Annotated in this window: 18 protein-coding genes and 1 pseudogene; 8 read left to right on the top strand and 11 right to left on the bottom strand. The window is 32.0% G+C overall.

Annotated elements, in window-relative coordinates; genetic code table 11:
- Positions 1–10: 10 nt before the first annotated feature.
- Genes MMB68_RS24600 through MMB68_RS24590 form a run of 3 tightly spaced genes read left to right on the top strand, consistent with a single transcriptional unit; the run spans position 11 to position 2977 of the window.
- Positions 11–709, top strand: a complete 699-nt coding sequence (locus MMB68_RS24600) for a DUF6339 family protein (protein WP_277549474.1) — start codon at positions 11–13, stop codon at positions 707–709.
- The gene (locus MMB68_RS24595; RefSeq protein WP_277549525.1) at positions 693–2054 is read left to right on the top strand and encodes a DNA cytosine methyltransferase; all 1362 of its coding nucleotides are present in this window, start codon (positions 693–695) and stop codon (positions 2052–2054) included. Before MMB68_RS24600 ends, MMB68_RS24595 begins: the two co-directional genes overlap by 17 nt.
- Positions 2054–2977, top strand: a complete 924-nt coding sequence (locus MMB68_RS24590) for a PD-(D/E)XK motif protein (RefSeq protein ID WP_277549473.1) — start codon at positions 2054–2056, stop codon at positions 2975–2977. Before MMB68_RS24595 ends, MMB68_RS24590 begins: the two co-directional genes overlap by 1 nt.
- Positions 2978–3074: 97 nt before the next feature.
- Here the strand turns inward: MMB68_RS24590 and MMB68_RS24585 are convergent, their stop codons facing one another.
- The 5 genes from MMB68_RS24585 to MMB68_RS24565 all read right to left on the bottom strand — a co-directional run bounded on the left by MMB68_RS24585 (position 3075) and on the right by MMB68_RS24565 (position 7698).
- Entirely contained in the window at positions 3075–3494 is a 420-nt protein-coding gene (locus tag MMB68_RS24585) for a very short patch repair endonuclease (RefSeq protein ID WP_277549472.1), read from the bottom strand.
- Between the two features lie 436 nt (positions 3495–3930).
- The gene (locus tag MMB68_RS24580; RefSeq protein ID WP_277549471.1) at positions 3931–4659 is read right to left on the bottom strand and encodes a DUF6339 family protein; all 729 of its coding nucleotides are present in this window, start codon (positions 4657–4659) and stop codon (positions 3931–3933) included.
- A gap of 11 nt (positions 4660–4670) precedes the next feature.
- On the bottom strand, positions 4671–5546 hold the full coding sequence (locus MMB68_RS24575; RefSeq protein WP_277549470.1) for a hypothetical protein: 876 nt from the start codon (positions 5544–5546) through the stop codon (positions 4671–4673).
- A complete protein-coding gene (locus MMB68_RS24570) occupies positions 5533–7440 on the bottom strand; it encodes a hypothetical protein (protein WP_277549468.1) in 1908 nt (635 codons plus the stop codon). The genes MMB68_RS24575 and MMB68_RS24570 overlap by 14 nt, the downstream gene beginning before the upstream one ends.
- A 24-nt stretch (positions 7441–7464) precedes the next feature.
- Positions 7465–7698: a hypothetical protein gene (locus MMB68_RS24565; RefSeq protein WP_277549466.1), complete on the bottom strand. Its 234-nt coding sequence runs from the start codon at positions 7696–7698 to the stop codon at positions 7465–7467.
- A gap of 392 nt (positions 7699–8090) precedes the next feature.
- On the opposite strand from MMB68_RS24565, the gene MMB68_RS24560 reads away from it, so the two are divergent.
- Both MMB68_RS24560 and MMB68_RS24555 read left to right on the top strand, forming a co-directional pair.
- A complete protein-coding gene (locus MMB68_RS24560) occupies positions 8091–8858 on the top strand; it encodes a protein NO VEIN domain-containing protein (RefSeq protein WP_277549465.1) in 768 nt (255 codons plus the stop codon).
- Positions 8859–9022: 164 nt separating this feature from the next.
- On the top strand, positions 9023–10153 hold the full coding sequence (locus MMB68_RS24555; protein ID WP_277549464.1) for a DNA cytosine methyltransferase: 1131 nt from the start codon (positions 9023–9025) through the stop codon (positions 10151–10153).
- 126 nt (positions 10154–10279) lie between these two features.
- Here the strand turns inward: MMB68_RS24555 and MMB68_RS24550 are convergent, their stop codons facing one another.
- Together MMB68_RS24550 and dcm are read right to left on the bottom strand one after the other, a co-directional pair.
- The gene (locus MMB68_RS24550; protein WP_277549462.1) at positions 10280–11458 is read right to left on the bottom strand and encodes a type II restriction endonuclease; all 1179 of its coding nucleotides are present in this window, start codon (positions 11456–11458) and stop codon (positions 10280–10282) included.
- On the bottom strand, positions 11431–12429 hold the full coding sequence (gene dcm, locus MMB68_RS24545; protein ID WP_277549461.1) for a DNA (cytosine-5-)-methyltransferase: 999 nt from the start codon (positions 12427–12429) through the stop codon (positions 11431–11433). The genes MMB68_RS24550 and dcm overlap by 28 nt, the downstream gene beginning before the upstream one ends.
- A gap of 126 nt (positions 12430–12555) precedes the next feature.
- On the opposite strand from dcm, the gene MMB68_RS24540 reads away from it, so the two are divergent.
- Positions 12556–12846, top strand: coding sequence for a hypothetical protein (locus MMB68_RS24540; RefSeq protein ID WP_277549460.1), 291 nt, complete (start codon positions 12556–12558; stop codon positions 12844–12846).
- Between the two features lie 826 nt (positions 12847–13672).
- Here the strand turns inward: MMB68_RS24540 and MMB68_RS24535 are convergent.
- The 3 genes from MMB68_RS24535 to MMB68_RS24525 all read right to left on the bottom strand — a co-directional run bounded on the left by MMB68_RS24535 (position 13673) and on the right by MMB68_RS24525 (position 18368).
- Complete coding sequence (locus tag MMB68_RS24535) at positions 13673–15838, bottom strand: type II restriction endonuclease (RefSeq protein WP_277549459.1); 2166 nt, start codon at positions 15836–15838, stop codon at positions 13673–13675.
- 659 nt (positions 15839–16497) lie between these two features.
- On the bottom strand, positions 16498–17799 hold the full coding sequence (locus MMB68_RS24530; RefSeq protein ID WP_277549458.1) for a hypothetical protein: 1302 nt from the start codon (positions 17797–17799) through the stop codon (positions 16498–16500).
- Positions 17799–18368, bottom strand: a complete 570-nt coding sequence (locus MMB68_RS24525; RefSeq protein WP_277549457.1) for a hypothetical protein — start codon at positions 18366–18368, stop codon at positions 17799–17801. The genes MMB68_RS24530 and MMB68_RS24525 overlap by 1 nt, the downstream gene beginning before the upstream one ends.
- A gap of 1539 nt (positions 18369–19907) precedes the next feature.
- Here MMB68_RS24525 and MMB68_RS24520 point away from each other — a divergent pair.
- Positions 19908–21464 carry a P-loop ATPase, Sll1717 family gene (locus tag MMB68_RS24520; protein ID WP_277549456.1) on the top strand — a complete coding sequence of 519 codons (1557 nt, stop codon included), beginning with the start codon at positions 19908–19910 and terminating at the stop codon, positions 21462–21464.
- An 84-nt stretch (positions 21465–21548) separates the two neighbouring features.
- Here the strand turns inward: MMB68_RS24520 and MMB68_RS24515 are convergent.
- A pseudogene (locus MMB68_RS24515) lies at positions 21549–21767 on the bottom strand (IS6 family transposase); the annotation flags it as partial.
- A gap of 387 nt (positions 21768–22154) precedes the next feature.
- On the opposite strand from MMB68_RS24515, the gene MMB68_RS24510 reads away from it, so the two are divergent.
- Entirely contained in the window at positions 22155–23042 is an 888-nt protein-coding gene (locus MMB68_RS24510) for a hypothetical protein (protein ID WP_277549455.1), read from the top strand.
- The last annotated feature ends 394 nt before the right edge of the window (positions 23043–23436 follow it).

Below are 23436 nucleotides of genomic sequence, written 5' to 3'. Positions count from 1 at the left end.
GGTACTGAAAATGTGGATGACATTATCTAAAACAGAATCTGAAAAAATATTTAATTCATGGTTAAGTAATTCACCACCGGCAGAATACGTCCACCCCAACTACGCTGATTTAAGAAAAGATATTATCAACTCTTATAGCGATGCTTTAAATTTCCTTCAAATTGATGGCAATGCAATTAAAGGAAAAGAATATGACTTTGACTTAGCATTTGGAATAAGGTTCTATAGTCTGATGGTTAGTAAATATAATTTTAATGAAAGACAAGCTTCGGATGACGGTGTTTGGCGGTACATATCAATTTACCTAATTCCAGATATAACGTATAAAAGATGGGGGCTTAATCCTCAAAGGTATTATATAGCATCTAGAAGAATTTGGATTAAAGTATTATGGTGGTATATTCATTTATCGTGGCAAGGTGATACTGAAAGTACTTTTAATATACTTAAGGATAATACAACTGATGAAATGGCTCAAATTGTCGACAGATCAGGACCCAGTGGATATAGAGTAAAACTTTGCAGAAGTATAATGTATCATTACAGCAATATAGCTGTTCAAAAGAAAAAGAGGGGCGCACAGGTTTTTAGAAGAATCATGAAATTAAATACTGCAAGGTCTCGGGTCGTGGAGCCAGCCTTGATAATTGGCGGAGAAGAACAATATGTAAAGGAGTTATTTGAATATTTTGGTGAAAAATTTAACTAAAATGCCTGAAGTGGTAGATTTATTTTCCGGTTGTGGAGGACTATCATACGGATTCAGTCAAGCAGGGTTTAGTATTACAGCAGGAATGGAGATTGACAAGCAAGCAAGCGTGACTGCCTCTTATAACTTGCATTGGAAGCAAGGAATAGATAAAGAACATCTCTGTATGGACATCACTAAAAACTCTTCATCGATATTTTCCGGAACGATTAGTGATGATGTTATAGTTATTGGCGGCCCACCTTGTCAGGCCTATTCAAAAATTGGAAGGGGAAAACTAAAGTCTCTTGGAGAACATAGAATTCCATCTAATGATTCAAGAGGATATTTGTATGAAGATTTTATGCGTTTTGTATTAGAGCTAAAGGCTAAAGCTGTCGTGATGGAAAATGTACCGGAATCGGTTAACTTTGATGGGAAAAATATCCCTCAATATGTCTCTGAAGTACTAGAGTCTCAGGGATATAATGCAATTTGGACAGTTTTAAATGCAGCTGACTATGGCGTTCCTCAAATTAGGGAAAGAGTTTTTGTCATTGCTATAAAAAAAGAGTATGGTGATATTGTTCACTTACCAGTACCTACCCATCGAAAGCTTGATTTAGAAGTCCTTACAAATAATGAAGCAAGATTTAAAACTTTTTCCAAAGAAAATAATTTTAGAATGCCAAATAAAGCATATGAAAATTTGCCTAAATGGGTCACAGTTGGCGAAGCCCTTTCGGATTTACCAGTCTTGTTTCCTGAAGCCATTTCAAAGTACAAGCTGCACAAGCCGAACATTCAACTTAATTATAAGACAGAGCCACAAAATGAGTATCAGCTAAAAATGAGACAAAGTAAAAATAGAACGATGAGATCTGTTTCAGGGAACGGGTTTAGAAGAACACCTAGAGATTTTAAGATTTTTGAAAAAATGAAATTGGGTGATGATTACAGAGATGCCCTATCAATCGCACAGAAATTTTTTGAAGATGCTTGCGCTTCATACAGAGTAACAGAGGAGAGCGACCCTGCTTTATTCAATAGGCTAAAAAAAGAATTTGTTCCGCCATATGATCCAGGTAAATTCCCTGATAAATGGAAAAAATTAAATAAAAATAAACCTTCTCATACTTTGGTGGCGCATCTCAGTACAGATACTTACAGTCACATTCACCCTTGGGAACCAAGGGGCATCAGTGTACGTGAAGCTGCAAGACTTCAGTCATTTCCAGACGATTTTCTATTTAGCTGTGCAATGGGAGATGCTTTTAAACAAATTGGTAATGCTGTCCCGCCCCTTCTCTCAAAAGCAATTGCAGAAACCATATTAAAAAATTTAAATAGTGATAAGGTGATTTAGTGGATATAGTAAATGAAATTAGAGACCATTTTTCTTCAACTATAAATGGTAAAGCAATTCCTATCTCTGCTATTCAGGATGCATACCCCGCATGGGTGGTGCGTCTTGATGACAGATATGGTGTAGCTGTAGAAGTTAGTTCGGATATTCAAATATCTGAACGATTTTCTAATGTGAGATATTTCACAAAGGAATTAATTCTAGGTGAACAAAAGAAGAATTTATTGTTACTAACAAGCAGTTTAGAACAGTTAAGACAAGAGTTTTCAAATATATGTGCTTTATTTGTTCAGCCTGGTGCAAAAGGTGAAGACAGAGCTAACATAGTCAATAATCCACATGAATGGTGGTTAAAGTGGAAAGAGTTACTAGGAAATTCTAATTATGACAAAACGGTTTATTCTATACTTGGTGAGATGATTATTTACTTATACTTACTTAAAATAGAAGCTAACCCTAAATGGACAGGACCTAAGAGTGGAACTGTAGATTTTGAAAGCTCTGCAAGTGATTTTGAAGTGAAATCCACCTTAAACAAATATGATGCTATCGTCACCGTAAACAGCCAGTATCAATTAAAAACTAATAAAGATTTAAGTCTTATTTTTTGCAGGCTCGAAGAGTCAAACTACGGAATTTCAATTGATACTGTATTTGACCAGTTAATTAATGCCGGTGTAGATCCTTTAGAATTAAATAAGACATTATTTAATATAGGAATTGAGGAAAATAGTTTAGACAGGAAGAAAAAATACAAAGTACTCGAATTGAGAAAGTATAATATCGACAGTTACTTTCCAAGGATTACCGAGAATTCTTTTAAAAACTCGAAAATGCCAAATAACATAATTCATTTAACTTATAAAGTGGATTTATCAGGAATCGATTATGATTTGATTCCAACAAATTTTATTAATTGTTAAGCAAGGTAAAAGGCGCAGAGATTGACCAACTAATCTCTGCGCCTTTTACTTTGCGAGCATAAACCTTACTTACTAATTACATTTCTGTACACAGCCTTTACACTTTTGCTTTTGCCTCTTGAATAAATGCTACAATCTCGTCAACTGTACTTTGTAAATCAGCTTTTATATCATGTTCCCATATTCTCTTTACATACCAACCATTTTGTTTATAATGTAAGTTAACTTGGGCATCACGATTTTTATTACGATCAAGCTTTTTATTCCAGTAATCCGGATTGCTTTTTGGTTTATTTCCATGAATTTCACAAACATGCCAAAAACAAGAATCAATAAATATTGCTACTTTATATTTTTTGATAGATATATCCGGTTTTCCGAATAATGATTTATCATTCTTTCTAAATCGAACTCCTCTTTTCCAAAGTTCACGTGAAATTCGATTTTCAAGCTTAGATTGGGAACGAATTGCCTGCATGTTTTTTCTACGCTGTTCTTTAGACATTATATCGGCCATAAAAACCCCTCACTTTTTTGTATCATCTTGTCTTTAGCTTGTTATTTTCCCTCTAAGACAATCAAATACACTCTCGACTACCGCAAAAAAATTTAAAAAGTCCTTAATCAAGTAAACATAAAAATAGAATTTTCAAACAAAATTAGATAGTTATATATTAAAAAAGGAGTGCTTAATTTCAACTGCGCAATATTACAAGAAGAGTAAAATGCAGAAAGAGAACTATTCACTAAATTCTATCAGTTATATCTTTGTGACAGAAAAGTCCGTAATCCAAAATTAAGATTAAAAACTCACGGCGATACAGTTCCTTAGTGAGATTTTATAGAAGAGCCTCATAAAGAAAAATAGCTCAAATCATTCAATTAAATAAGAAACAATTTAGAAAAATAAGAAACGGTGGAAATTCCACCGTTTCTTATTCACTAATCACCTACTAGGCTTTTACTAAAGATATTCCCAATTTCTTTTCAATAATTACTTTAATATCAGCTTCATTTAATGAATCTAATATGGTTACCCCCCCTAAACTATTAAAATACTTCATAAGATCTCGATATCGATTAACATTTTTATATATTGCAGGGTCCATTTTTGATAATACTGACAAAATTGATTTAGAGAGCTCAGTATTTCTAGAGAAATTCCTTTCCAATAAATTCTGAGCTATATCCTGTGTTGTAAATAATATTTTTGTGAGTTCATAAGGATCTGTGCGGTTTTCATCCTTTGTAATTTGCGCTGCCCACCACAATCTTGCTATACCATTGCGTGTAAACCTTCTGTCTCCTCCACCAAAGAAGTATCGCTCTTTAATTACGTCTTTCGGATTTTCAAGCTTGCTTACATTCCATCGATTTTTCATATAATCCCAGAATGTTACATGAGTTAAGTAAGCCCAAAGTCTTTCATCGATAGCTTGGGTAATCGTTAAATCTAATGCTTTATGGATGTTTATAGCATTTTCGGCATCATAATGCTTTCTTGGACTATCCGATTTTTTTAAAGTAATTTCGCTAGTTACAATCTTAGATGTTAAGGCCCAGCTTTCACCCTCAAAATACTCTTCTAACCAAGGAGATTCTGAGGAATAGCGCTCAGCGTTGTCACTAATATCAGACTTTAATTTATCTAAAGATGCATCCTTTAAATAATGTATTTTCATAGTTTAAGTGTTCACTCCTCAGCTTGTGATGCATTCTCAAATAAAGTTTTTAATCCTCCTGACAATGGATCCCCAATAATTTTTTGAGCAATTACAATCGCCGACTCTGGTAAATCGCTGCTTCTAGTTAAATCTATTCCTAGTGTTTTAAGGCGTACCTCAATAACTTTGAACCATCTAAATTCCTCAAATTGTTCATAATCAAAGTCATCACTTTTTATTTGTTCAAGCAGGGATACCAGGGCTGGTAATAACAGCATCACAGAAAGTATTTGTGCAGTCTCATTGTTCTGAGCGAGTTGTCTGTAATACTCAAAATTTACTTCAGAAAGTTTAATAACTATTTTATTTGTTTGTCCAAAATCTACATCGTAAGGGGTTTTTTTATCTGTGCCCTGAAACTTTCCTACTGTAAAAATTGATGGTATATGTTTTAATTCATCTTTTTCTTTAATAGCATCAAATGTTTTTCCTTCATCTATAGCTACTACATCACCTTTTACGATATTAAATGTTGAACCAGCATAATCTTCATGAAAATTTCTATTACTGTAATTTTGAATATCTTTAGCAGCTAATATAAAGGGAGTAATTTCGACTTTTCCATTTAATTTATCAGATGCAATTTCAAAACTATAATGACTCTCAAAAGACTGATAAACTTGTCTCATTCGAGTATCAGAACATTCAACATGAATACTATAACAAGCTTCCTCATTATTAACATAGTTTAATATATCAGTATTGGTTAGGAAAAAATCTGTATCAAAAGTATAGAAAGCTTTTGTAGTCGTTATCTTGATATTAGTTTTAAAATTGCCTTCCGTTATATCATCAGAAAAAGATGATAATACAGGGTGGGGGTAATAACGCTTACTGACCTTCATACATGACAACTCCTAACGCACATCGCATGGCTTCATTCAATGTTAGTGTAATACTTTCTCTAGCATTTGCTTTAAATTCAACAGGTCCTATTTGGTTTTCCGCCTTAATTTTTAAAGGTTGAGAAGTTTGATTTTTAATAGCCCTTTTCAGCTTAATCTCTTCCTCTCCCTGCTCCCCTACAATATTAACTACTAAATAGCCAATACCATCTCTCGAAGGAGTGTAAGATATTTGGTATACTCCTTCTGCAGGATTTGTGCAGAATGATCTAAATGATTTTAACTCTAAAGGTGGTTTAGCGTCTTCGTTACCAATTGGTTTTGTGTTGTTACCACTTTTATTTGGTCCTGATCCAGACTTATCTCCCTCTTCATCTTTTTTATACTTTGATCCAGAAGGGGTGTTGCCTTTCTTTTCACGTTTTTCAGGATTAAGATTTCTGCTATCAATTTTCCCGCCGGGTCCAACTTTTGCTTCTCCGAGGGAAGTCACAGACTTTGCATCAAATTTCGTGCGTACAGGTGTATCTTCTACCGCTACTTCTTTTGGAATAGTAGCATGATCTTCTTTTCTTTTATCGGAATTATCAAAAGCTGAAGCATCACTATCATCGGGTAAATATTGACTTATACCTTCAATGTCTAACTCTTCAGCATTTCCTGAGTTAGATAAATCTCTTACTTGTTTACTTATCCAACTATATAACTCTTTAAGAACTTTTTTAGAGCCTGACACATTCTCTTCGTTTCTTTCAGGCTGCCAGCAGTCATGGCTAGGTGGTTCAATTGCTCTTAATAATTTATTAATCTTTGGACCTTTAGCAATCATTACTCCTGAAAATTTAGTCAATCCTCTAAAATGTCCTTTATCAAAGATCTTCATGCCTGTTCCGCGTACCATTGCTATTTTCTTGGGAAATTTTTTACCTTCTAATAAGTAAAGTTCCACCTCATCATAGTTTTTAATATTTACTTTATAATGCGTTCCAGCAATAATAGCCTGATAATATTTATATGACAAGCAGTCTTCATCATCCTTTGTATACTGCTCTAACAGTGAAGGAAGTGTTTGAGAATCAATGACCGTTCCCGCGACGTTAATTGTCAATCTTTTTTCGTGAATTGCATAGAAAAAGCTTTCGAGTACGGATTTAATAATATTAGATTTCCAATTATTATCGCCATTAAACCCCATAACAAAAATATCTGTTCCAACTTTGTCTCTTAGAAAGAACTCATTTAAACAATTATCCAATTCAAATAAAGGTTTATTCTTTTCAGTAACACCGAAATAACCGGTTCCCTGAGTGGTTTTTCCATCTTTTAGATGTGTTGCTAACTTTCCGACACCTTGAAAAGCTTTATTACCTTCCTCATCCTTCGTCCCATAAAAAACTGTCCGAATCGTAGAGCAGGCAAATGGAGCATGTTTCCCAATGCCAAAAGATCCTCCAGCAGCAGAGTCTTTATTTGATACTCCAACAGCTTTAATTAAACTATGCCAATTACTTCCTCTTTCTAATCTCGAACCAGCTAGTCCTGTTGTATTATAATCGCTAATCTTCAGTACTGATATACTGGGTTTCATCATTAAATCCAGTGCATCATCAAAAAACTTTTTTGATTTTTCTATGTTGCTCCAGTATTTGGAACAAGACTGTATGATTTTTATATACTCTTCTTTTTCTGGGAAAAAATCAATTGGAATATCATGTAAATCGAAGTGAACTTCTACGGGTTCATCAGAACCTTTTCTTTTTGCATCACATGAATTTTGATTTATTTCCCTCGCTAATGCTTCCAAACGTCGACCTCTAAAAGTTTCAATACCTGCGTCATTAAGCCCTACCTCTGCACCATCATTGTTCAGAGGAAAATTCCAACCAATGCTCATAGCTCACTCTATCCCCCAATTAATTTATTGCTTAATTTTAAATGCAAAATCACATGCTTCGCCTAAACTTTCATCCCTAAATCGATTCTTAAGAGTTTTCATTTCGTTCTCCAATGTATCGATTATTTGCTTCACATGTTGTTCAGTATATTCATAGTTATGTTTGTTAGCTAAATTGCCTATTAACCTTATTCTTTTTTTAGCTTCTATTACTCTCTTTTCAGCCAAACGTTCAAATTTCCCTAGTTTATCTTCCATAACCAACCTCCCGATTAACTATACTATCTGTTATTATATATATATATAATAAATATTTCAATATTTTAGAAATATATATAATATTTTAACTGTAATGATTAAATAAGTATTTTTACGACCGATGTTTTATACAAAATTAAGAATATGTCTTGTTATATAAATGGATTATTAATTATCTAAAGGGTCTGTAAACGTTTAGTGTTTTTCACTTCTTTCAATCGGTAGCTGAGAACATTTTTCTTTCATAGTATTCTTAGTCTTTTTAACAGGTTTAAATTGATCTGTCTATAAAACATTTTTTATTACATCTTTAATTTATGGTACTGTTGAAGAGTAGAAATTAAGGTCACTGATAACCGTGAACATTATATAAATTTTAAGGGGAGATAGTTTTGGAGAATAAATTTAAATTAGCTTTAATAATAGCCTTCTATCTTTCAAAGTTTGACATGAAAGCTGTACGTAATTTAGACTACCGCTCGAGAGCCGAAGCTTTTAGAGAAATAGGAGACAAATTAGATGTTAATCGTTACACAATAAAACAGATGAGAGATCAATTTGATACTCTACATAGTCATAGAAAAGGATACTATCAATTTCCTCTTCCACCGTCACGAATAGAGGTAGCTGAAAAGTATAAATTATTGAGTGAACAAGCTCTTCGTGAAATAGTAAAAGACATCATTCATTCTAATAATAAAGCTACTGAATCTTATCTGAGTGTATTGGATATAGCAAGTGATCAAGAAGATAAAAATATACGTAGAGAATATGGATCTCGAGGGATAACAGGGTTAAAAGCAGAGGAAATATTCATAGAAGAGTTTTCAAAGGGAAATATAAGCAAGTTGTCAGGAGAACTATTAGATACTAGACAATATGGTTGCGGTTATGATTTTGAGTTAGTAGGCAACCCTAATTACTTTTTTGAAGTAAAAGGATTAGCTACAAAAAAAGGCAGTTTAGCTTTTACAGATAAAGAGTGGGAAGTAGCTAGTAAGTTGAAGGAAAATTACGTATTGGTTTTTATAAAAAATATTAATGATACTCCTGAAATACAATTAGTTATCAATCCATATGAGAAGCTAAGGGCTAAAAAGAAAGTATACACTACAATTTCAGTAAATTGGAATGTGGACATTGGACAATTAGAGGAGTAATAAAATAAAAAGAGCTCCCTATATATAGTAGGGGCTTTTTTATTTTATTGTATTTGGAGATTGAGAAAAAAAGGAAGAGAAATTTTAAGATTTAAATGTAAAAGGATAGCTGCAAAAATTAGTTGAATTCGGTATACTAATTATACGAACAGGAGAGATTCTTTATGATATTTAGGAAGGGTGAGCTGTTTTGCGGACCTGGCGGTTTTTCGCTCGGGGCCAAATTAGCTCGTGTAATAGATAAACAAGGAAATGAATATAAAATTGAACATGAGTGGGCAAATGATATAGACGACTATGCTGTACAAACTTATCGTGAAAATATTTGTCCATCACGCCCTGAAAGTGTTATCCATGGAAATGTACGTGATATAGATATTGAGTCTTTTGCTCCTATTGATGCTTTTTCCTTCGGTTTTCCCTGTAATGATTTTAGTTTAGTGGGAGAACACAGAGGGTTTGATGGCGAATATGGAGGTCTTTATACGTTTGGAGTAAAAGTGCTTCAACATCATCAACCTAAGTTCTTTGTAGCAGAAAATGTGGGAGGCTTACAGAGTGCAAATGGCGGCCTAGCATTTGCAAAAATTTTAGCTGACCTTAAAGGTGCCGGTTACAAATTAACACCTCACCTTTATAAATTTCATGAATACGGTGTGCCTCAAAAACGAAAAAGGATTATTATTGTAGGAATACGGAACGATTTTGGTCTGGAGTTTAAGGTGCCTGCTCCGACTCATGACGGGATAAATACTCCATTTGTTAGCTCATACGAAGCTTTAAATAGTCCTCCTATTCCCGAAGATGCATTTAATAATGAAAGAACAAAACATGCAGCAAAAGTAGTAGAAATGCTAAAGCATATACCACCAGGGAAAAATGCATGGTGTGAAGAAATTCCTGAAACGCTTAGATTAAATGTAAAAGGAGCACGGTTAAGTCAGATATATAAAAGGCTTGATCCTCACCAACCGGCCTATACAGTAACTGGAAGTGGTGGTGGAGGTACTCATATATATCATTGGCTAGAGCCACGAGCACTAACTAATAGAGAACGAGCACGTCTGCAAACTTTTCCGGATTGGTATAACTTTCAAGGATCTAAGGAGCAAGTACGTAAACAGATAGGCATGGCGGTACCGACTTTAGGGGCTAAAATTATTTTTGAATCAATTCTTAAAACATTTGCTGGTATCGACTATGATTTTATTGATTCTAAGTGGCAAGAAGCACTTGATCAAAAGCAAAAATTAGTAAATTTAAGCTTAGAAAGTCAATTAGAGCTTGAAATATAATGGCAAAAAATAGCTTTATTTTTTGTCGTTATATTAAATTCATCTAAGGGATAAAGAGAACCCTTTGCTTATATAAGCAAAGGGTTTTTAGCTTTAGCTTAACTTGAAAAAATTAATAGGATAACTTTAAACAGAATACTTTTCTTCTGCAAATTCGATGAATTTTTCAATTGTCCATAACCTATGTCTATAATTAACAGGATAGAATGAATGATAGGGTTTTGGCACTACCAAAGTAACCTTTTCCTCTTCCATTTCATCTAATTGATTAGGAGAAATCCCTTGTTGCAATGTTAATAAATGTTTCCGTTCTATTTTATTTGCTTCATTAAGTATTTGTCTCCATCTATCTTTGCACGTAGTTTTTGCCCCTAAGAATATTAAATCCTCTTTTGGGAAAGATAAATTTGCATATGCTTCATTAGATGGAAGTAAAAAATCTGGTTTTTTATTACCTTCTGATTTACCTGGATGGCTGAATGGAAGACTGTAGCTAGAAAATAGAAAATTAATGTGGTGTTCTAAAGACTTACCAGCACGGCTTTTCCTTCTATTTAGGGCGCTATTTGCAAAAGCAATTAAGGGTTCTATTTCTCCAAATGGAGTTGTAAGATACTCCTTATAGATATTCTTCTCTAGAGCCTTAAAGGTACTATATTCTATTTTTATCCAGTCTAAAATTTTATTGTCAGGAGTGAATTTTTTCATTTTATATACTTCGTTATGTAATTTTCTTGCTAATTCTGCAAGTTCTATAGTTGTAGGGAAATTATCAAATAAAATAGAAACATTTTTAATTTCATCCTCTAATTTTATCGACAAGTCAATATCTGTAACTTTTCCTTTATTATAAACGGCATTGTTGTTAACTAAAGATAAAGAAAAAGTGTCTATAAATAACTCAAATTCTTCTTCTGTATCAAAAAGATAGACTTTATAATTTTCTTCATCCATCGGAATAAATACAATAAGATTTCCTACTTGCTCTTTCTTATCGAAAGGAGAATTTGACCAAAAGCGCGTAATTCGATACTCGTTCCTTGTCCCTTTACCATAATAAATAACACGACTTTCAAAAGGTTCATAACCATCTAAATGAACCTTAATATATTTATCTTGATTCTCACCTTTTATTCCTTTTTCTTCAAAAAATATATTCCACGCAGGTTTAGCAATGTAAAGCCCAACTTGATGCGCACCAGTTAAATCAGCATCATTGGCAGATATAAATTTACAATAAAAGCGACCATATTGCTTGGCCGCTTCAATAGCATTAGTTAAACGCTCCGAATTATTTTGTCGCATGTTCGCCCCTCTTCCAGTTTTTCTTCTAGTAGTTCGTCTCGCTCAATCGCTTGTACTACTCTTTCAGCGATCAAACTTACAACCGGAACTGCCACACTATTACCAAACTGTTTATAGGCAGCAGTATTACTTACTACAATTTTAAAGGAATCTGGAAATCCTTGCAATCGGGCACATTCTCTTGGAGTCAGTTTTCGAGGGTTCTTCCCTTCACCTTGCGGGATTAGGATTTCACTTCCGTCTTTATAGTAACGAGCAGAGAGTGTTCTGCTATAAGAGTTTAAATCTGCTAGACCGTAACCGAAACCATTTCCTTTTTTTGCGTGTTTCTCTTTATAGGCTTGGAGATAATTCCAAAGTTTATCACTTAATGTATACTTTTCTTCTACATTTTCTTCAAGAATTGTATGTAGAGGAGGACCTTCTTTTGGAATTATAGGAAATTCAAATTTTAAAGGTTTCTTGAAACCAACAATATAGATTCGCTCTCTATTTTGAGGTACCAGCCCTCGTGCATTAATAACCTCGGAATAAACAGTATATCCTAAGTCTTCTAGCACTTTCTTTATTACTTTAAATGTATTGCCTTTATCATGACTTCTCAAATTTTTCACGTTTTCCAATAGAAAAGCTTGAGGTTGTTTCTCTTTAATAATACGTGCAATATCAAAGAAGAGGGTTCCCTGAGTTTCATCTAAAAAGCCATGTTTTCTGCCTAATGATTTTTTCTTACTAACTCCCGCTATACTGAATGGCTGACATGGAAAACCAGCTAATAATATATCATGATCAGGAATTTCCTTTTCATTTACAGTTCTTATATCACCAACAGGTTTGTGGCCGAAATTAGCTTCATATGTTTCTTGTGCTTTTACATCCCATTCACATGAGAAGACACATTCTCCATAAGGCTCGAAAGCAGTTCTTATACCTCCGATACCAGCGAACAAGTCAATAAAACGATATAACAATATCTTCACCTCCGAACACTTGTCCTACTATACCAATTATAACAAAGTTTATTGTTTCATAGTCTATTTTTGTGATAAAATATTATAGCACTTTCTTACAGTACCCTACAAGAACGGGGTGAAAAAATGGCAAATGTAGCTATATACTATCAACAAAAAGAGCATGAAGCATTAGAAGAAGCCATTAAATACGTAAATATGTTTATTGAAAGGATACAATCTCTCCATACAATTAAAGGGGTATTTATGGATAACTGTGGAGAAAGAAGCCGATTAACGGATTTAATTGATGCTCCTCTTTCAGAAATTGATTGCATATACATGGAGAAACCTTTTAATGATGAATTTGATAGTCAGTTGATAAACCAATTATCACGAAGTGAAAAATTCGAGTTGAAATATTTTGATGAGATATAGCTTCAGTTATATCTTCATTGTTACTTTATGACGTTTGATAACTTTTCAATAAAGTAAGGACGTTATTAAAAAGAAAGGTCCATCTCCATTAGATAGGCGTTTCTTTTTTTACTTTGTGTATCATAAAGCAAAAAATATAATTGCAGTAATAATACTGAGATAAATGCAAAAGTTTTTAGTTTAGCAAAAAAAGGTGAGAGCTTACGTTCATTTGGTAGTCAAAATATCATTTTGCAAACGGATATTTTATTGGAAAATTAAGAAGATAAAACGTAGCAGCATTAAAAAAGAATGAAGTTGAAACATTCCGAATACTAGGGGGGGAGTTTATATAACAAAGGATGGAATTTATGTTTAGTTAGATAATTAATAAGTTGGAGTATGAAATTAATATATCTAATTTATAATATTGTTACATATTTTTCATAAAGAAAGGCATTTTGCTTACTCAAAAGCCTTTCTTTGCGAAAAAATATAAACACAAATGTCATCAAATCTTAAAAGTAAGATAAGATTTGAATTTAGTATTAGAATGGTTAATCATGTCCTCTAGTCTATTAAGGCGAAGTAAGTGTTTATTGTTAATAACAAAACTACTTCTTCGCATTAAGTACTTTACGTATTATGTACTTGAGTACTTGAGTACTTGAGCACTTATACATTTAATAAATTATTTATATGATATCGATTGGTGAAAAATCACAAGTTCTATTCTTTCCTTAATCTGTAGTTCCTTAAATACGCCCGTTGCTTTCTTTCTACTTAAGAACCCTTCGTCAATCCAATATCTACAAGGTTTTAGAGCCAAAAGGACCCCAAATAGCCCTTAGAACAAATATTTCTCTCTTGCAAAAAGAATAAATCTTTCAACTGTCCATAATCGATCTTGGTAATCAGCAGGATATAACGAATGATACGATTCCGGAACAACAAGAATTAAATTTTCTTCTGCCATTTCATCCAATTGATTAGAGGAAATACCTTGTTGTAATGTAAACAAATGTTTACAATCTATTCTATTTGCCTCGTTAAGTACTTGTCTCCATCTATCTTTGCACGTAGTTTTTGCACCCAAGAATATTAAATCTTCATCAGAAAAAAGCATGTCACTATATGCCTCATTTGACGGAAGTAAAAAATCTGGTTTTTTATTACCTTCTGATTTACCTGGATGGCTGAATGGAAGACTGTAGCTAGAAAATAGAAAATTAATATGGTGTTCTAAAGATTTACCAGCCCGACTTTTCCGTCTATTTAAAGCACTGCTTGAAAATGTGTGTAGAACATCAAGGTCTTCAAATGGTGTTTTTAAATAATCTTTATATACATTTTTTTCAATAGCTCTAAAGATACTATATTCTGTTTTCATCCATTCTAGAATTATTTGATCAGGTGTAAATATTTCATTCTCATAAACTTTATGGTGTAATGTTCTTGCAACTTCTGCAAGCTTAACAGTTTCGGGGAAACCTTCAAATAACACGGATGTTTTTGCAATTTCCTCCTCTAATCTTACTGATAAGTCGATGTCTTTAACTCTGCCATCATCATAAACGGCATTGTTGTTAATTAAAGATAAAGAAAAAGTGTCTATAAATAACTCAAATTCTTCTTCTGTATCAAAAAGATAGACTTTATAATTTTCTTCATCCATCGGAATAAATACAATAAGATTTCCTACTTGCTCTTTCTTATCGAAAGGAGAATTTGACCAAAAGCGCGTAATTCGATACTCGTTCCTTGTCCCTTTACCATAATAAATAACACGACTTTCAAAAGGTTCATAACCATCTAAATGAACCTTAATATATTTATCTTGATTCTCACCTTTTATTCCTTTTTCTTCAAAAAATATATTCCACGCAGGTTTAGCAATGTAAAGCCCAACTTGATGCGCACCAGTTAAATCAGCGTCATTGGCAGATATAAATTTACAGTAAAAACGACCATATTGTTTGACTGTCTCAATAGCGTTTTTTACATATTGTAAATTATTACGTTGCATATTATCTGCAAATCTACGTTTAGTGATTTCCTCTAACCCTTTTTGTCGTTTAATCGCTTGTATCATCTTTTCTGCAATCAAACTTACAACCGGAACTGCCACACTATTACCAAACTGTTTATAGGCAGCAGTATTACTTACTACAATTTTAAAGGAATCTGGAAATCCTTGCAATCGGGCACATTCTCTTGGAGTCAGTTTTCGAGGGTTCTTCCCTTCACCTTGCGGGATTAGGATTTCACTTCCGTCTTTATAGTAACGAGCAGAGAGTGTTCTGCTATAAGAGTTTAAATCTGCTAGCCCAAAACCAAAACCATTTCCTTTTTTTGCGTGTTTCTCTTTATAGGCTTGGAGATAATTCCAAAGTTTATCACTTAATGTATACTTTTCTTCTACATTTTCTTCAAGAATTGTATGTAGAGGAGGACCTTCTTTTGGAATTATAGGAAATTCAAATTTTAAAGGTTTCTTGAAGCCAACAATATAGATTCGCTCTCTATTTTGAGGTACTACCCCTCTTGCATTAATAACCTCGGAATAAACAGTATATCCCAGGTCTTCTAGTACTTTCTTTATTACTTTAAATGTATTTCCTTTATCATGACTTCTTAAATTCTTTACATTTTCCAGTAGAAAAGCTTGAGGTTGTTTCTCTTTAATAATACGTGCAATATCAAAGAAGAGAGTTCCCTGAGTTTCATCTAAAAAGCCATGTTCTCTGCCTAATGATTTTTCCTTACTAACTCCCGCTATACTGAATGGCTGACATGGAAAGCCAGCTAATAATATATCATGATCAGGAATTTCCTTTTCATTAACAGTTCTTATATCACCAACAGGTTTGTGGCCAAAATTAGCTTCGTATGTTTCTTGTGCTTTTACATCCCATTCACATGAGAAGACACATTCTCCATAAGGTTCAAAAGCTATACTCATACCTCCAATGCCAGCAAATAAATCAATAAAGTTATATTGCAATCTTTCCACCTCCACAGACTTCCCTGCGTATCCTAATACAATTATTATAACAAGGACAATTTTATTTTAATTAATCTTACTATTGATTAATAAGAGTTTTTATAAAAGTACCCTTTTTAAAATGGTACAAAACAAGGATAATCTTATAAGGAAAGCGAATATGAAAACCCTACTTGCAGATCAACAAGTAGGGTTTTCTGCTACGTTAAAGTTTATAAAACATTTACGTCACATTCTCAAGATAATTATAGTATTGTCTGTTCACATTTGTAGAAAACCTTCTGCTTTTACATCTTTCCTTAATCCTCTAATTACTTTATGTATTGTTGAGAATTTTGATATGGGCTACTTATCGTAACCTTGAGAGCGTATGACAGCTCAGATTAGTTACTTATTCTAGTCCTGACAATCTTACTTGAAAGAGTAAGATTGCTGAGGAGCTTGAGACGATTTAAAAATGAGATTTATTAGTTAAAAGGCGTTTATATTTATCATATAACAGCAAAGTCATATAAATATAAATTAAGTTGAACGGTTTGGCTGTTATAATATTGAAGTCTTCTTAAAAGTCTATAAAACTAACAAAGAGAAGGAAGAAAACTTACAAGTTCAACTAACAATAATTTTTTAGTCTGAGAAAAATGTGAGTTATTTAAAAATTAATTTATTTAGGAAGCTTCATTCTCTCTAATCGTAACATTATCAATATCCAATTTCTTTTCTTCTAATGTTTGTTTTAAATTTTCATTATTTTTTTCTTCTAAGGAGTTCACACTATTGGTTACGAAACTATTTATATCTTCATCAGTTGCCGGATTATTTGATATAACTTCTTTAGCTGTATTTATAACTTCATTGTTGATGGTATTGTTTTCTAGTTTTCTTATTTCATTGTTTACATCTTCAATTTCTTTCTTTAAAGCCATGAGTTCCTCATGGTGTTGAATAATCCTCGAATCCGTTGCTGCAATTTCTGCCCTTGCTTGTAAAAGGTCATTCTTAACATTGAGAACATTTCTTTTAGCTAATGATAAAGCTTCTCCAACTTTAAAAAGACTAGGAGCAAAACCAAGGCCGATACAAATGGCAATGGTTAGAGGGCTATTTTGTGATATATTTTTTGTCTCAAAAAATCTGTAATTGTCTTCAGTGAAATTTTCAATAGAAATCAAATCTGTACATAATACATCTAACTGTTGTTCCTCTCTTTTGTAGACACATACAAAAGGTCGGTCTAATTTATTAAAAGTTTTAAAGAAAAATCTAAAGTATTTGTCTAAACTCTTGTATTTTTCTAAGGCCAATCCTTCGACTATGTTTGAACCATATTTTTTATTGAAATTATTAAGTAATTCTATGTCAGTAAATAAATTATCAAAAGTTTTTAATAATTTATCTAAGGAATTAAACAATTTTAATATTTTTTCATTAACTTTATTAATTTCGGATGCAGGATTACATTCATAAACTTTTTCCTTTAAATATTCTTTTAGTAATTTAGCATTGTTTATATTACTTTTATTTTCTAATAATTCATGTAGAGTATATCGACGATTAGGAGGGGTTAATCCTAAAGAATTACATTTTTTATACAAAAATCTATATATCTCAAATAAATTATATATGTTCAACGGATGTTTATTTGGAACTAAAGGAATAGGTGACCCCATGTAATATAAAAAGGCAATATCCCTTGAGCTTCTTAAGTTTAGCTGTCCATCTTTTATAAGATTATATCTTTTACCTATTTTTACAGACTGGTTCAATATGTATATATCTTCTGGATTTGTTCCATTTAACAATAACGATTTAAGAGTATTTATTAATTCATTTTTATAGTAAACATTGTTTAAAGAATTTCCAATTTGAGTAATTTCCCAACCGCTGTATAGGTAGTCACGATGACTCTTAAGGTTTACAGTAATTTTGTTTAAAGAGTTATTTTTCATTATTTCAGTATAGAGATCCATTATTCATTTTCTCCCTTGGCATTACTTTTTTGTTTCGATTTAAGAAGCTCTCTTTGCAACTTTAATACTTTTCTCTGACTTTCTATCAGTTTTTCCATTTCAATAGCTCGTTTTTCTTTCTCTATTTTTAATTCTTCTTCTTTTTGTAAATTATATTTAATTCTTTCTTGGTTTTTTAAGTCATTATTTTCAATTTCCAAATAAGTTAAATTAAATAATAATAACGCTGTATTAAGTCCCCAAATAAGACCTTTATCAGCAAAAGTTTTCAACTCGATCATAATACCAATACCATAAGAATCAAATATTATTAATAAAAGAAGAACGATTATTCCAAAAAACAAACTGTATAGTTTTATTTTATAACTATCTAACTTGAATTTTTTGAAAGAGAGAAGAGGAACTATAATAGCAGATGATGTTGTAATAATCGACCCATAGAAGATAACTCTACTTGCAATTCCTGAATAAGAGCTAGTAAGGGTTAAAAATGAAGCTATTGCAAATATAACTGCTAGAAGTGAGAGTAATATAGCTGGTGTAGAGAGAGATTTTAATTTATCATTCATAATTTAACTCCCTTTTTTAAAGTATAGAGCCAACTATTTTTCATATTAAATTCCATTAATAAATAATTATACCATTATAAAGAAAGACGTCTATAAGTTTTTTTCATAAATACAATAGGGCTTATTAAATGTATACTTCTTCTATGATTTCAAATAATAAAATGTAGCTATTCTAAAACGAAGAGAAAATTGATTTTGTCTTTACAAAAAATTTAATGATCCAATTATTATTCTTATTACATATAAAATGTTTATAAAGTTTTTCATGTTTATATCTATAATTAATTTATGTAACTTTCTTAATAGTTATTATTTATTCTCATATTAAATTACGTAGCGTTCCTTCACTAGATAGATAAATCCTAAGTAAGGTCAAATTCGGATTTTGGTGCGGAAATTTTAAGATAATTTCGTTACATCTCTAAATTTCTAAATCTTGGACATAGTAATATTATCAACCAGGTATTACTTTATTAACAACGAGATGGTACCCCTGGGTACCATCTCGTTGTTAATAAAGTAGCTCTAGTATACAAATATCTTAACTTTTCTTCCTCCTACATGATTTTAAACCTTAAAAGGGTGCATAATGTGTAGAGATAATAAAGTGGTTTATACTTATAAAAATTATATACGTTTTTTTCTCTTTCTAAGAGATATGTAAATATGATTTTTGCAAATATTAATAGAATACCAATAGTTGCTATGTACCAATTAAGTTTTCCTACAAACTGAATTATTTTCAGCACTGTGTAAAATATAGGTATAAGAACCCGTATTTCAAATATAAAAGCAGAAGACACTATTTTTAAAAAATTTACGCCATCGGCATATTCGAAACTATCAGACGTATTTAAGCACCGCATTATTAGGTAAGGAGGGGGAGGAGGGAAAAAACTTATTCACTTGCAACTTCAGATGCAAAAATGACGATTTCAAAAAGTTTTATGAACTAGTTATATGAAACGAAGTATATACAGCATCCATTACATAAAGAACCCTTAAACACGTCACTATCTGAGCAAGAAATCCCTAATCGAGATTTGTATTACCATAAAGTGAAACAGCTTCTAGACTATTAGAATGATTAGCCTATTAATTAAGGGTTGTTAACGATGCTAGCCATGACAGGTCTTTGTTTCCAAGAGGTAGCCAAAGCTTTGTGGGGATACGTATATCTAGACAGTATTAAGTTGCTTCTGCGTAGCCAGTAGAAGCTACAATAGCTTGTTTCGCTTTTCTTATTTAATCTTCTCCTATTTTAGGTGATTATCAGATTTTTTGCCTATTTAAATCTCCGGATTCTTCTTCATCAATGGGCTCTTCCACTTACCGCAAACAAATAAATGAAATTTTTTTGTGTACAAAAAGGATAAAAAAACAAAATATGACATTATTCGAGCTTGAGTATTTAGTATTATGATAATAATACTAAATACTCAGATCAATGAACGCCAATTAAAAAGTTAAGATGCCAAGCCCTATCTAAGAATGAAAGACAATGGTAGCTAAGTTAACTAACAGACTGGAGGAAGATTAATGCTCACTAGGGGACAATATTTTAAAAATTTAGGTTTCAAAGCTGATCCTTTTTCGTCAACGAATGCTGAAAACGAAGAATATTTAAGTGAATATTTTGTTAATCCACCTTATTTTTCTTCATTAGTGGGAGATTTAGATAATCCTAAATCTTCTATTGTGTTAGCGCCTAGGGGCTTCGGGAAAACTGCTCAACGAAAAAGAATTGAACAATTAGCTGAGGAGACTTCAGATATTATTTCAATTGTTTATGATAACTTTCCTGTTGAAAACAGATCAAAAGTGCAACAAGTGACTTTTGAACATCACATCGCAAAATTATGTACATCCCTACTTATAGCTTTTCTTTCTAAACTCCATATTGAAGAAGCTAGATATTCAGGGGTAGAATTTGATGAGTACGAAAGAAAGGCATTATTAGATTTAATAAATAAGTATCTCAAGAATTTGAATCCAACTGAAATTTCACATGCTATCGGAACAATAAAAGGAATTAAAGGGAAATTATATGATTTGTGGATAACGGCATCTAAACCCATATCATCTATAATAAACCTAATTTTAGCCACAGCTAATATAGGTAAAATTGATTTAACTTTCACCACAAAGCAAGAAGAAGTAAAAATTCCTATAATTGAAGATCTATACTTTATAGAGAATTTATTTGAAAAAGTTAGAATCAAGGGTGTGTTTTTACTTATTGATAAGGTGGACGAAAATCATTTAACAGGAAACGATTCATCTTCCTCATACTTATTAATACAGCCTTTAATCAAAGAGTTAAAGTTATTAGAAAGAAAAACTGTAGTATTAAAATTCTTCTTGTGGGATAAATTATCTGATCATTGGAGCCAAGATGTTCGTCTTGATAGAATTGAAAACTATAGTCTTGAATGGAATAGGGCTCAAGTCAAAGAAATGATTAATGCAAGGTTAAAGGTACTAAGCGATAAAAAGATAAATAGTTTAGAGAAACTCTTACAATGTGAAGATTACTTAATTGACTTTATATTGATGTTTGCCCAAAATTCTCCTCGGGATTTAATTAATATTTTAAAAAATGTATTTGATGTACATATAAACAGATTAAATAATGAGGCAACTATTCCTTCTAGAGAAGATATAATAGAGGGAATAGATAAATTTTGTGAAACTAAATTTGAAGAAATTATTACAGAAGTGAACCAAAGAGCGAGGTTAAAACGTATTAAAACAACCACTTTTACGATTCCATTGCTAAGTAATGATGTATTTAAAGAAAGTGACAATAAAATCAGGAATATGATAATGCCTTGGACAAGATCTGGTATTGCCATTACTCTTTCAGATAGAGTAAAGATAAGTAAAGGTAAAAAACCTGTAAACTTATATCTAATAAACGATATTAGAATTGCTAGGGTTATCTGTTCAAATCAAAAGCTTGAAATCTTTATTGAAAATAATGTTGTTCAATGTACAGAATGCGAAAAGATTTATGTTTTTGATAAAGAAAATAGATATGGTTTAAAAGAAATTAACTGTCCAAAATGTCAAAGTATTTTAGTAGATGCTGAATGAAAAGTAAGGTATAAATATTTGAATCCTGGTGCAAAAATCAATCGCACTTCCTTCAAAATTAACTGCGCCATATAAATACATTCATTGCCCTTTTATCTTGATATACGTCTCATCTACTCGCCAAGAATAGTTTGCTTTCTTAAAATGACGGCGAACTCTCTTATCTAATTCAGGACTATATTGGCGTACCCAACGCATGATGGTTGTGTGAGCGATAGATTGGACTCGTTCTTCAACCATTTCCACCAAATCACGAAAACTGAGATTGTATCGTAGGTACTATCTTACAGTTAGCAAAATAATCTCAGGCTGATAATGTTTCTATTTGAATGAATGCTGGTTTACCATACTGATTAGGCCCCTTTTTTAGCGTAATCGTATCAGAATTACCAATATTCGGAGAATAGTTGCAAGTGTATTGAACTTTTTGTACCGGAATTGTCTGATTTATGACTCAAAATTCAAAGAAATAAATAGACGGACTCTTAAAGCGATTAATAAACAAGTATCATAAATTTGTAAAAAAACAAAATGATCTAATTTAGTTATAAAATAGTAACGGTATAAGGTAATAAAAATTATAGCGTTTAACCTGTGTTATATGCGCCGTTTATATAGTAATTAAAAAGATTATCACCCGAGTTTAAGTATGGTTTTTGGACATAAAGTCATTTAATAGGATGATTAAATATGAATAATTATTTATTAAACAATATTCAAAATAAAGAAGCTAAATCGCTTCTAATTCGTGCAGCAAATTACCAAGAAGAACTATTAAATACTAATCTAAGAAATGAAATTATTGATAGAAGTACACCCGTAGTATGGTTCGGTAACCCTTGTGCTAAAAATTGGGTGACAATTGCTACGAACCCATCTACCAGAGAATTTCTTGATAATAAAGACGGACTATTATTAGCTGAAAATGCAAGATTTTACGTAAGGGAGCAAGATGTTTCATTGAGAGAATATGTAGAAAACGAAATTCTACTAAATGAAACTATTCAATATTATTGTTCATATTTCCATAGAGAAACTGCATACCGTAGCTGGTTTGGAAAGCAAAATGGAGCAAAATTAGAAGGTTTGTTAAACGGCATGGGTGGTTCTTTGTATGATATTAGAGGTTTTTCGCGTGTAATACATACTGATTTCTTCCCTATAGCTACTAGAAGTCAAATGGGAAGAATTGCAACAAAACAAGATATACTTGATTCACCATTTACAAAGAAATTTCTTAGAGATGTATTAGAATTTTTAAAACCATCTTTAATAATTATTCTTGGTAAAGAACACTGTAAAAGATTTGAGCTTTTGGAGCACGAAATTCATTTTGAATCATTAGAATATGTTAATCTTTTTCCTGATGTAAAATATCAAATTGGCTTTCACTCGAGGATGAATATTCCAGTGGTAGGACTTCATTTTAAGCCATCAGAGCAATTCATCGGTCTTGGAGGGAGATCAGATAAAAATGGAAAAAGCCATGGCGCTTATGGAACTAAGATTTCGTTAAATATAATAGGGCAAGAAATTCTAAAAAATTTACAAAAGCAGTTTCCTAACTACCTATTCTAGATGTAATTTTTAAAGTGTTTATATAATAGACAACTAAAAATATTCTTAAACATTTCAATTTTGCTAACTATATACTCTAATAGCCGTTTAAATGAAACTCTCATCTTTATTACAAGACAAGAGCGTAAACCTAACGAATGACAAAAGGTCATGCTCTTTTTTATCTAACTGAGGAAAAAAACTGCTTTGAGCATTGAAAAGATCGTATCAACAAAAAAAGGGAAGAGAACACTCTTCTTTTCAAAATAATTAGTTCCTAGAATTTATCTTATGGTGCGACAAGAAGTCGCTTTCTTACAGTGTAGCTAATGCTACTCATCTAGACGCAAAGATGATCTCCATCCGAAACGGCATTCTTGGTAACGAGTCTGTCGGTTGCATGAGGAAATGCGGA

Origin of the sequence: Priestia sp. Y58 (assembly GCF_029522095.1) — a bacterium.
Lineage (GTDB): Bacteria > Bacillota > Bacilli > Bacillales > Bacillaceae_H > Priestia > Priestia megaterium_E.
This window is presented reverse-complemented; position numbering and strand designations above follow the sequence as displayed.